Here is an 11835-nt window from a genome sequence, read left to right as displayed (position 1 = left end):
CTTTGTTATTGAAACTAAAGTCATCGAATTTAAAACGAGGTTGATTGCTTAATCGGGGAGTTGTGGCGTTTGTGCTGTTTGTGGCCGCAGCTCTTGCATCATGACGGCTAAGGTTGAGAATCCAGACGTGAGTGCAAGTGGCGATATGAGATTTTGCTGGGCGGAGTGGAAGTAGTTTTTACGTCGAATATGGGTTGTTTTGTGGTGCTGCTTGAGGTGTTTTTGGCGGGTGGACTGTCGCATTAGATATTTTCTCACGCTCAATGGCTTGATTTATAAAAAATTTGCGCCTTAGCTTGCTCATACGCTGAACAATAAAGTAAGGTCAGCCTAATAAGGTTTACAACGCGATGTGGAGTGTATCATGAAAAAGGTGAATCTGGTGTTTGGCACTGTATATGGTAGTGCACAATTTGCCGCTGAAACCCTAGAGAAAGAAATGCAAGTTTTAGGTTATGATGTCACATTGTGGCAACCTAATGAGGTAGTAAGCTTTATTCCTCCTCAGGATGAATTGTTAGTGGTGGTGACTTCGACGACCGGACAAGGGGACTTACCCGATGATATTCAGTCTTGGTACCATAATCTTAAACATCTAGCACCCTATTTACCTGAGCTTAGATACAGTGTGATAGCTCTAGGTGATTCAAGTTATGAGACTTTCTGCGGTGCAGGTAAGTCTGTAAATGCACTCTTGAGTGAACTTGGCGCTAAGCCGTTGGTGGAATTACTTGAAATTGATGCCTGTGAAACCATGGAACCTGAGGTTGAAGCGATAAAATGGCTAAAACGCTGGAATCAAGTCGTCAAAACCGAGCTCGTCGCTTAGGTAGTTTCGTCAATCTACAGTGGTTTAAATTTGCCCAGCGCTTAAGCCAAGCGCTGCTTATTCCTATTGCCATTTTACCCGCCGCTGGGGTTATGCTCGGCTTAACCGTTAGTCCAATTCCTTTTATGCCCGAAGAGCTGACAGTGCTGATGCTGGCGGTGGGCAAACTCATTTTCGCCATTATGCCGATGTTATTTGCCGTGGCTGTCGCTATTGGTTTTTGTCGCGATCAAGGCATTGCCGCCTTTTCGGCAGTGTTTGGTTATGGGGTGATGACGGCGACGTTAGCCGCACTGGCCGATTTGTATCGACTTCCAACCCAACCTTTATTAGGAATGGATACCTTAGATACTGGGATTGCAGGTGGCATGATGCTCGGTGGTATCACTTGCCTCGCAGTCCGTTGGAGTCAATATATTCGCTTGCCTGCGATTTTCTCTTTCTTCGAGGGCCGTCGCAGTGCATCTTTACTTATTATTCCCCTAGCGATGAGCCTAGGTTATGTACTCGCCCATGTGTGGCCACCCTTAGCTTTATTGATTGAGCGCGTATCTGACTGGGCGGTTTATCAAAAACCGGCCATCGCCTTTGGCGTTTATGGCGCATTAGAGCGGTTACTTATTCCCCTTGGCTTACATCATATTTGGAATGCGCCTTTTTACTTAGAGGTGGGTCAATATCAGTTATTGGGGCATGAAGTCGTTCGTGGTGAGGTGGCGCGCTATTTAGCGGGCGATCCGCAGGCGGGAAACCTTGCCGGTGGTTATCTGATTAAAATGTGGGGATTACCGGCGGCTGCACTGGCAATGTGGCGCTGTGCAGATCCCTCAGAGCGGAATCGCGTGGCGGGTATTATGCTCTCGGCGGGGGCGGCCAGTTGGTTAACTGGGGTGACAGAACCTATCGAATTTGCTTTTATGTTTGTGGCGCCGATTCTATTTATTATTCACGCCTTACTCACTGGGCTTGCTTATTTTGTTTGTATTATGCTGGATATTCACCACAGCATAGTATTCTCCCAAGGGCTGGTGGACTTTACGCTGCTATTTCCATTGTCCCGTAATGCCAGCTGGTTTATTTTCCTTGGGCCTTTAACCGCCATAATATATTACCTGTTGTTTAGACTGAGTATTTTAGCCTTTAATTTGAAAACTCCCGGTAGGCTTGAGCATAACGACAGTAAAGGACCCAAAGAAAGTTTACGGGCGATTATTGCGGCGCTCGGCGGGCGTGAAAATATCGTTGAACTTAATGCTTGTTTGACACGGTTACGCTTGAGCGTACACAAGCCCGAGTTAGTCAATAAGGTGCGTTTGAGTCAGTTGGGCGCTAAGGGCGTGATCGTTATGGGCAAAGGTGTGCAGGTGGTTTACGGGACTAAGGCCGAAACCTTACGTAAAGTATTGCAGCGTTACTTAGATACTCGGCGCTAGGATTGTGTTTTTACAAAATTAACTGCTTAATTTTTACATTTTATTGATTCAAGCCTCTGAAATATCATTTTTATTTTCGCATTATAGGGTTTTCATACTGTTCAGCATGATTTGCTATGGCAAACTCGATGTAGGGACTATATAGGAGAGCCAACTTTGCAACAAATGACTGAAACTCGCGGTAATACTTCGCCATCCATAGAACGTAAAATCTTACTGACGGATTGCGCTGATGCCCAAGGCCTCATCGCTAAAATCACCAGTGTTTGTTTTACTCATAAACTGAATATCATCAAAAACAGTGAGTTTGTGGATAATGCCCAAGGGCGTTTCTTTATGCGAACTGAGTTAGAGGGCATTTTTAACAGCGAACAGTTATTGCAAGATCTGCGTGACGTACTGCCTACGCAAAATCATATGACGTTAGTTAGCGCGGGTAAAAAACGCATTGTGGTGTTAGTTACAAAGGAAGCGCACTGTTTAGGCGATTTGTTAATGAAAGCCTATTATGGTGGTTTAAGTGTCGAGATTGCCGCTGTGGTGGGTAACCATGATGCACTACGTGAATTGGCAGAGAAGTTTAACATCCCTTTTCATCTGGTGAGTCACGAAGGCTTAGACCGAATTCAACACGAGCAAGCACTGTTGGCCGCAGTATCACAATATGAGCCAGATTATCTGGTGTTGGCTAAGTATATGCGGGTGCTAACTCCAGATTTTGTGGCGCAATATCCTAATCGTATCATCAACATTCATCATTCTTTTTTACCTGCTTTTATCGGCGCCGCACCCTATCGCCAAGCCTGGGAGCGCGGGGTGAAAATTATCGGTGCGACGGCGCATTTTGTGAATAATTGCCTCGATGAAGGGCCGATCATTAAACAAGACGTGATTCCCGTCGACCACAGTTATAGCGCCTTAGAAATGGCACGTGCTGGGCGCGATGTTGAAAAGAGTGTATTGAGTAAAGCGCTGCAATTAGTGCTCAACGAACAAGTGGTCGTGTACGGCAATAAAACGATCGTTTTCTAAGATGTAGGTGAGTCGTGGCAATGGCATGACATTCAGCGGCGTTTATTTTAACCCGCGTCTGTCATGAAATCAGCTATCATTATGTTTATTGGAGATTTTATAGTGCTCACATTGGGGTGAACATAGCGGTATAGTGTATTACCCATGCTCGAATTACAGGTCGGAGTGCTGGATGTCAACTCGTCAAAGCCTTATCGTTGGAATGAAAGACTTGCCCGATAGTTTGAATTTATCTTGGGCACAGCTAGATGAGCAGTTTTGTGTGCTACGGATGAGCCAAGCCTTTTACAGCAGGTGCAAACGCTCTGCGGCGCAAATCATTAATCAACCCATTAGCCAATTGTTTAGTGCTTTTAATGCTGAACTATGCGCCGATATAGTGAGGCGACGCGGCCAAGAAATCGGTTTTCAATTACAAGATCATCGCGGCATACGTGTGCATCTCGCGCTGCATTCTTTGCCTGAAATGGGATGGTACTTGATTCTATCCGACATCAATTTTGAAGATCCGCAGATGAAGGAGTTGCACTCGGATTATCGTCGAGCGATTCAAGCCAGCGATGCTTGGTTGCAACACATAGAAGATGTGATTAAATCCTCCCAAGAAGAAGTATTTAAAGTTGCAGTTTCTAAGGCGATGTCGCTCACTGGCAGTCGATATGGCTTTATTCTGTTGCATAACGAAAAGTTAAAAACACTCACACTCGCCGCGCGTTCTGAGTATCCCCATGCAGAGGCTAATCAAGCCGATTTTGTTGAAGATAATACCCAAGTGTCAGAACTTGAAAGCCGCGTATGGCTCGAATGTGTGCGAGATTATAAGCCGATCATCCAAAATCAAACCGACTCCCAAAGGCGCTTAGGGGATTTGCCCTTAGATAAACTGCTACTTGCTGGGCGTTACTTGGCGGTGCCGATTTTATTTCGCAGTCGCTTAGTGGGCATGCTGTGCGTGGTCGACCGTAACGAACCTTATAGTCGTAATGATGCGAGATCATTACTGACTTTTGCCAGCATTTTATGGCACAGCATTGAACTACCACGCACATTGCGCGCGGTATCCCGCCAGTCCAAAATCATTAAAGCGCAAAAAGAGCAATTATCTCAATCGTTAACCCAGCTTATTAGTGCTATTTCTGAGGCATTAGAACTGAAAGATGCCTATACCGCAGGGCATCAAAAGTCGGTGGCGCAATTAAGTTATTTGATTGGTGAGAAATTAGGTTTAGACCCGCTGCGTTTAGAAGGGCTGAAGATTGGTGCCTTAGTTCATGATATTGGTAAGTTAGCGATTCCATCACAGATTTTGACAAAACCGTCAAAACTTTCAAAAGAAGAATACGCATTAATACAGACCCATCCGCTCCATGGTGCTGAAATTATTGAAGATGTGGAGTTTCCTTGGCCCATTAAAGAGATGATTTTACAGCATCATGAGCGGCTCGATGGCTCAGGTTATCCCGCGGGCTTAAAGGATAAGGCGATTTTATATGAGGCGAAAATTATTGCTGTCGCCGATGTTGCCGATTCGATATTGTCCCACAGGCCTTATCGCCCATCGTTAGGGCTGGAGAAAATGACTGAAGTGCTGCGTGCAGGTAAAGGGACACTTTTTGACCCTGAGATAGTCGAAACTTGTTTAGCGATTTTGATTAATCGAGAGTTGAGTATTAGCGATCATATTGGTGCTGCGCCGCTTGAACCTTTAGTCACGATTTCACTCGACCATGAGTTAGTTGATATTAAACGTTTACTTACGACTGCCCATGCTAAGGTGGCCGTGGTATTGGATGAGCAACATAAGATACTTGGGGTGATCACCAGCCGCTTACTGGAACATTGGTTTAGCCCATTACTTGGCACTGCGGCTGAACGTGAACAGGATAGGGCATCTTTACATAAAAAAGCCCATCAGATCATGGAGCATTCAGTGCCTATTATCAGTGAGGTGGCCACATCGGAAGATGCATTACTGCAGTTGAATCTTTTGGATTCAGAATATCTTGTGGTGGTGAACAAAGCGCAGCAGCCATTGGGGATTATCGGCTGGCGGGCTATTGCCATGATGAGAAATGCATTTCGTGAAGTAGAGCGTTTGATTTAATTGCTTTATTAGATAGTTATTATAAAGCTGGGCAGTAATCGCTTAATCGTAGGTTAAATAGTTCTGATAATAAAAAAGATGCCCTTAGGCATCTTTTTATGGAACTCATGTTATCGAACAAATGCTGTGACTGTTAATCAACAATACGCAGTAATTCGTTGATACCCACTTTACTACGGGTTTTTGCATCGACTTTCTTAACGATAATAGCGGCATAGAGGCTGTACTTGCCACAGGCTGATGGTAAGTTGCCAGAAACAACAACAGAGCCTGCTGGTACACGACCGTAATGCACTTCGCCGGTTTCGCGATCATAAATTCGAGTACTTTGGCCGATATACACACCCATGGAAATCACTGAGCCTTCTTCAACCACGACGCCTTCAACAATCTCAGAACGTGCACCGATAAAGCAGTTATCTTCGATGATGGTTGGGCCCGCTTGCAATGGCTCAAGTACGCCACCAATACCTACGCCGCCAGATAAATGCACGTTTTTACCGATTTGTGCACATGAGCCAACCGTTGCCCAAGTGTCAACCATAGTGCCTTCATCAACATAGGCACCTAAGTTCACATAGGATGGCATCAATACGGTATTTTTACCGATAAATGAGCCTTTACGTACTGTCGCCGAAGGCACTACACGAATGGCTTCCGCTTTAAAGCGGGCTTCATCATATTCGGCAAATTTTAACGGCACTTTGTCGAAGTATTTGGTTTCGGCGCCATCGATAACCACGTTATCGAAAATACGGAAGGACAGTAATACCGCCTTTTTCAGCCATTGGTGCACATGCCATTGTCCGTCGATTTTCTCGGCGACACGGACTTCACCTTTGTCGAGCATATTGATGACATTTTGCACATCGCTGCGCACACTGGCGTCAACTGTGCTTGGTGTGATGTCGGCGCGCGCTTCAAAAGCCGCCTCAATACGTTGGCGTAAAGCCTCCATTTACTTCTCCCACTGGTCTCGTTAATTAACTGATTCGATATTCTTCGCACTCAAGGCACTGATTAAAGCGTCCCTGAGAGTATTCTCTTGGGTTTCGTTAAGTTGCAAGCCGTCATTGGTCTGCAGCATAAAAAAGTCTTCGGCTCGCTCACCAATGGTGGTGATTTTGGCCGCGAGTAATGTTGTGTTGCAACGGTAAAAGATATCCCCGACTTTTGCCAGTAATCCTGGTGAATCTAAGGCGATAAGCTCCATCATACTTGTACCATGACGACTGCTTTCGAGGAAACTCACTTGTGTCGGCACATTAAAAGGTTTCATCTTGCGCGATAGTTTTCTAAAGCGCGGCAGTTTTGGACTGTCGCTCGACAGGGCTTTCTCAAGCGCCTTACGGATACTTTGGATGCGTGACAGCTGGCTAACAGGCTCACCATCTTGCTCTAAGATCACAAAGGTATCGAGGGCATAATTATCTTTTGACGTCATGATGTTGGCATCATGGACGTTGATATTTTTATTGTCGAGTACCGCCATCACAGTTGCGAACAATTTAGGTCTGTCTTGGCAATAGACAAATAGCTCAGTACCACCACGGGTGGTGTGTTTTGACACTAAGACTAAAGGCTCATCCTGTTGTTTGTGCTTTAAAATTGCTTCGGCGTGCCACGCGACTTGATTGGGCTGATGGCGTAAAAAGTAATCTGCCTTAAAACGTTGCCACAGGGCATCGAGATCTTTCTCTTTCAATCCGCGGCGCAGCAGCTCTTTTTTTGCCTTGGCTTGGTATTCACGCACTCTGGCACGAATATCGACGGGTTTTTCTTTACCGCGGGCTAGCACTCTTTGGGTCGAAAAGTACAAATCGCGCAGCAGTGAGCCTTTCCAGTTGTTCCAGGTTTTTTCGTTGGTGGCGCAGATATCGGCGACGGTTAAGCAGTACAGATAACTTAAATGCACGGCATCGCGGACTTTATTGGCAAAGTCGGCCACCACATCGGGATCGGAAATATCGCGGCGCTGGGCGGTGACAGACATCACCAGATGATTTTCAACCAGCCAAGCGACTAGACGGCCATCGTGATCGTTTAACCCGTGCAGCTTACAAAAGGCGAGGGCATCGCTTGAGCCCAGTTTACTGTGATCGCCACCGCGGCCTTTGGCGATATCGTGGAAGATAGCGCCTAATACCAGTAAACCCTTTTTCGGCAGTTGGTTGATGAGAATCGAGCCTAAGGGAAATTCTTCCTTTTGTTCTGCTTGGGAAAAACGCTCGATATTGAGCAGTAATCTGTGGGTGTGTTCATCGACCGTATAGGCGTGGAACAGATCGAACTGCATCTGGCCTTCAATATTTCGCCATGCGGGTAAATAGGCCGATAACACACCGTGTTTATGCATTAAAGACAAAGCAACAATGCCGCGAGGGTGTCGCAGAATTTCCATAAAGGCTTGGCGACAAAGCGGGTTTTCTTGCAAGGCTTGCGGTTGGGCGCGTCTTGCTCGGCGCAGCGAACGCAGCGTTGGTGCGTAAATACCTTTGATGTTGGAGTTTTTAGCGACTAACAAAAACAGCCGGACAATTTCTTCGCCGCTATCGAACAGATCATCGCTTAGCGCTTCAATAAAAGTGCCGCGGCGCTGGTAGTGTTTATCTATCGATTGAATTTCTAAAGCTTTTGTGTGGCCCAGTGTTGCCCGTTTAAACAGCTGCAGCAACATTTCGTTTAGCTCCATCACTCGGCGTACCGTGCGATAGTAACGTTTCATCATTTGCTCAACAGCAAGCTGGGTGGCGTCTTCATACCCCATAAGTTCGGCAACTTGGCGTTGTACATCAAAGAGTAAGCGATTTTCATCGCGACCGACCACCATGTGCAGGGCAAAGCGTATCTTCCACAAAAAGTGCTGGCATTCGAGCAGCTCTTCTAGTTCACCAGGCTCTAAAAAGTCGTATTGGACTAATTCTTCGAGGCGAGCGGCGCCAAAGTGACGCATGGCTACCCAAGCAATGGTTTGAATATCCCTAAGACCACCGGGACAACTCTTGATATTGGGTTCTAAATCGAAGGCACTGGCTCTGGCATGACGGGCATTTTGCTCATCCCGTTTTGCGATAAAAAAATCGCTTGAAGTCCAAAAGTCACTCTGACGAATCGCATCATAAAGTTGATCGAATAAAAATTCGGGCCCTTCGAGCAATCGTGCCTCTAACAGATTAGTGGCTATGGTGATGTCTTCACGGCCGAGAATAATCGTGTCGTTTAACGTACGGACACTGTGGCCGATTTCCAGATTGGCATCCCACAGAAAGGCAATAAACTGACTGAGTGCCGCTTCGGCGGCGGGTGACAAGATATCATTAAACAGGAACAGTAAATCGACATCTGAGTGGGGATGCAGCTCCCCACGGCCATAGCCGCCCACGGCAATCAAGGCAATATCATATTCCCTTAGACCGTGCTGTTCCCAAGCTTGCTTGACAAGGGCATCGACAAATTGACAGCGCTGCGTGACGAGCTCTTCAATCGGGGTTTTAGCCTTAAAACTGGCCAAAAGAATCTGATTCTGTTCGATTAATGATTGTTTAGCGAGCAGAGCTATATTCATCGAGTCCCTTGTTTTTATGCTTGTTAGTGTGGCCTATCGCTCGTGATTGATGATACGTGGGAAATCCTCATCCTCACGCAGGGTAAGTACTTCAACCCCTTTTTCAGTCACCAGTAAGGTATGTTCCCACTGGGCTGAATTTTTACCATCGGAGGTCGTTACCGTCCACTTATCATCGCGATCGAGTATGGTCGTGTGGCGACCGGCATTGATCATAGGTTCAATGGTGAAACACATGCCTGGGCGTAATACTGTGTTATCGCCGTTACGGTAATGCATAACCTGAGGTTCCTCATGGAAACCCGAGCCAATACCGTGGCCACAATAATCTTGCACGATGGAATATTTCTCAAGGCCTGTTTTACTTGCTTTGATGAATTTTTCGATAGTATTGCCAATTTCACCCAGTTTTAAACCTGGACGAACCTTACGAATAGCTAAATACAGGCTTTCTTGTGCGATGCGGCACAGACGTTTGTCTTTCGCGCTCACTTCACCGATTAAAAACATCATCGAGGTATCGCCGTGATAACCGTCTTTAATCACTGTGATGTCGATATTGAGGATATCGCCTTCTTTCAATGGTGGGTTGTCGTTTGGAATGCCGTGGCAAATCACATGGTTTACAGAAGTACAAATGGATTTGGGAAAACCATGGTAGTTAAGCGGCGCCGAAATCGCACCTTGCTCTTCGGTATATTTGGCGCAGAGGTCATTGAGCTCATTGGTGGTCACGCCCGGTTTAACATGCGGCGCGATCATTTCTAATACCTGTGCGGCTAGTTTGCCCGCAGCACGCATTTTTTCAATTTCTTCAGCGGTCTTGATGACTATACTCATTGCGTTTTCTCTTGTGTCTTTAATGTCTGTTGGCCACGCAACCTAATGCAAAAATTTGTGCTTTAGGGCTATTTATGGTATAAAGCGCGCCGTTATGTTTAAGTCTTGATGAATTGTCTAAGCCAGCTTTTACGCTGCTTTGATACTTGCAAGACTAAAGATGGCGGCCATTATACATGGCTATTTGTCTAAATACTAAATCACACACGTGTCGACACATTCTTCGGGGTGCCCTCAGTTGTTATATAAGGGGTCGAAGACATGGGATACGTGGAGGTCTAACCCCCTAAATTTTAAGGTAATAGAAATGACTACAGTTTCAATGCGCGATATGCTTCAGGCCGGTGTCCACTTCGGCCACCAAACCCGTTACTGGAACCCAAAAATGAAGCCATTCATTTTCGGTGCTCGCAACGGTGTTCACATCATCAACCTTGAGCATACTGTGCCAATGTTCAATGAAGCGCTAGCTTTCATCAGCAATGTAGCTTCAAAGAAAGGTAAAGTATTATTCGTTGGTACTAAACGTGCTGCTGGCGAAGCGATCAAAGAAGCTGCTCTGTCCTGTGACCAGTACTATGTTGATCACCGCTGGTTAGGCGGTATGCTGACTAACTGGAAAACCGTTCGTCAGTCAATCAAACGTCTGAAAGAACTGGAAAGCCAATCAGTAGACGGTACTTTCGACAAGCTGACCAAGAAAGAAGCGCTGATGCGTACTCGTGAGCTTGAAAAGCTGGAAAAATCTTTAGGTGGTATTAAAAACATGGGCGGCCTGCCAGACGTATTATTCGTCATTGGTGCTGACCATGAGCATATCGCTATTAAAGAAGCTAACAACCTGGGTATCCCTGTTGTTGCAGTTGTTGATACTAACTCTGCGCCAGATGGTGTTAACTACATCGTTCCTGGTAACGACGACGCTATGCGTGCTATCCGCCTGTACACTTCTTCTGTTGCTGCTGCTGCAAAAGCTGGCCGTGGTCAAGATTTGGCTGTTCAAGCTGAGCAAGACGGTTTCGTAGAAGCCGAATAATAATAAGGCGGGATGATTATCATCACCCTTATTAACCAAGATTTTTGATTGGTTAACAGGGGCCATTCGGCCCCTGTTTTATATCTGCAAATTAGTCGATTTTTTATAGAGGATTTAACAATGGCAATTACTGCTGCCCAAGTTAAAGAACTGCGCGACCGTACTGGCGCAGGCATGATGGATTGTAAAAACGCTCTGACAGAAGCTAACGGCGACATGGAGTTAGCAATTGACAACATGCGTAAGTCTGGCGCTGCTAAAGCTGCTAAAAAAGCGGGTAACATCGCTGCTGACGGTACAATTCTGATCAAGAATGGCGAAGGTTTCGCTGCGCTATTAGAAGTTAACTGTCAAACTGACTTCGTTGCTAAAGATTCAAACTTCTTAGCATTCGCGAACGCAGTATTAGATGCCGCTGCTGCATCTAAAGTGACTCTTGAAGATTTAAAAGCACAGTTCGAAGATGCACGCGTTGCATTGGTAACTAAAATCGGTGAAAACATCAACATTCGTCGTGTTGAGTACATCGATGGTGCAAACCTATCTTCATACCGTCACGGTGAGCGCATTGGCGTTGTTGTTGCCGGTGAAGCTGACGAAGAAACCTTAAAGCACATCGCAATGCACGTTGCTGCTTCTAAGCCTGAATACGTGAACCCAGAAGATGTTCCTGCAGAAATCGTTGCAAGAGAACAAGCTCTGCAAATCGAAATGTCAATGAACGAAGGCAAATCGGCAGAGATCGCTGAGAAGATGGTTCTTGGTCGTATGAAGAAGTTCACCGGTGAGATTTCTCTGACTGGTCAAGCTTACATCATGGAACCAAAGAAAACTGTTGGCGAAATTCTGAAAGAGAAAGGCGCTAAAGTCACTAACTTCATTCGTTTAGAAGTGGGTGAAGGTATTGAGAAGAAAGAAGAAGATTTCGCGGCTGAAGTTGCTGCTCAAATCGCTGCTTCTAAAAAGGCTTAATCGCCAACGCTAAATACCCCCAAG

The 11835-nt window shown here is 45.9% G+C and carries 10 protein-coding genes; 6 read left to right on the top strand and 4 right to left on the bottom strand.

What is annotated here, in order from left to right; genetic code table 11:
• Positions 1 to 48 precede the first annotated feature (48 nt).
• Positions 49 to 243 (bottom strand): hypothetical protein, encoded by a 195-nt coding sequence (locus KO533_RS07765; protein ID WP_081729053.1) that lies wholly within the window; start codon positions 241 to 243, stop codon positions 49 to 51.
• A 121-nt stretch (positions 244 to 364) separates the two neighbouring features.
• On the opposite strand from KO533_RS07765, the gene KO533_RS07760 reads away from it, so the two are divergent.
• The 4 genes from KO533_RS07760 to KO533_RS07745 all read left to right on the top strand — a co-directional run bounded on the left by KO533_RS07760 (position 365) and on the right by KO533_RS07745 (position 5398).
• Entirely contained in the window at positions 365 to 829 is a 465-nt protein-coding gene (locus KO533_RS07760; protein ID WP_028760613.1) for a flavodoxin, read from the top strand.
• Positions 781 to 2262 (top strand): PTS transporter subunit EIIC, encoded by a 1482-nt coding sequence (locus KO533_RS07755; protein ID WP_173245852.1) that lies wholly within the window; start codon positions 781 to 783, stop codon positions 2260 to 2262. Before KO533_RS07760 ends, KO533_RS07755 begins: the two co-directional genes overlap by 49 nt.
• A 165-nt stretch (positions 2263 to 2427) precedes the next feature.
• Positions 2428 to 3294 (top strand): formyltetrahydrofolate deformylase, encoded by an 867-nt coding sequence (gene purU / locus KO533_RS07750; RefSeq protein WP_105252965.1) that lies wholly within the window; start codon positions 2428 to 2430, stop codon positions 3292 to 3294.
• A 172-nt stretch (positions 3295 to 3466) separates the two neighbouring features.
• Entirely contained in the window at positions 3467 to 5398 is a 1932-nt protein-coding gene (locus tag KO533_RS07745) for an HD domain-containing phosphohydrolase (RefSeq protein ID WP_219253549.1), read from the top strand.
• 133 nt (positions 5399 to 5531) lie between these two features.
• On the opposite strand, the gene dapD is transcribed toward KO533_RS07745, so the two are convergent.
• The 3 genes from dapD to map are packed head-to-tail and all read right to left on the bottom strand — an operon-like array spanning position 5532 to position 9827.
• On the bottom strand, positions 5532 to 6356 hold the full coding sequence (gene dapD / locus KO533_RS07740; protein ID WP_219253548.1) for a 2,3,4,5-tetrahydropyridine-2,6-dicarboxylate N-succinyltransferase: 825 nt from the start codon (positions 6354 to 6356) through the stop codon (positions 5532 to 5534).
• 21 nt (positions 6357 to 6377) lie between these two features.
• On the bottom strand, positions 6378 to 8963 hold the full coding sequence (gene glnD, locus KO533_RS07735) for a bifunctional uridylyltransferase/uridylyl-removing protein GlnD (RefSeq protein WP_105249721.1): 2586 nt from the start codon (positions 8961 to 8963) through the stop codon (positions 6378 to 6380).
• 33 nt (positions 8964 to 8996) lie between these two features.
• Positions 8997 to 9827, bottom strand: a complete 831-nt coding sequence (map, locus tag KO533_RS07730; protein ID WP_226058787.1) for a type I methionyl aminopeptidase — start codon at positions 9825 to 9827, stop codon at positions 8997 to 8999.
• A gap of 283 nt (positions 9828 to 10110) precedes the next feature.
• Between map and rpsB the strand changes: the two genes are divergently transcribed.
• Positions 10111 to 10839 carry a 30S ribosomal protein S2 gene (gene rpsB / locus KO533_RS07725; protein WP_028760607.1) on the top strand — a complete coding sequence of 243 codons (729 nt, stop codon included), beginning with the start codon at positions 10111 to 10113 and terminating at the stop codon, positions 10837 to 10839.
• Between the two features lie 120 nt (positions 10840 to 10959).
• Positions 10960 to 11811 carry a translation elongation factor Ts gene (gene tsf / locus KO533_RS07720; protein WP_028760606.1) on the top strand — a complete coding sequence of 284 codons (852 nt, stop codon included), beginning with the start codon at positions 10960 to 10962 and terminating at the stop codon, positions 11809 to 11811.
• Positions 11812 to 11835 lie beyond the last annotated feature (24 nt).

It is taken from the genome of Shewanella sp. NKUCC05_KAH (assembly GCF_019345585.1).
Taxonomy (GTDB): domain Bacteria; phylum Pseudomonadota; class Gammaproteobacteria; order Enterobacterales; family Shewanellaceae; genus Shewanella; species Shewanella oncorhynchi.
Note: the sequence above shows the minus strand (reverse complement) of the source record. Positions and strands in the feature narration are given on the sequence as shown.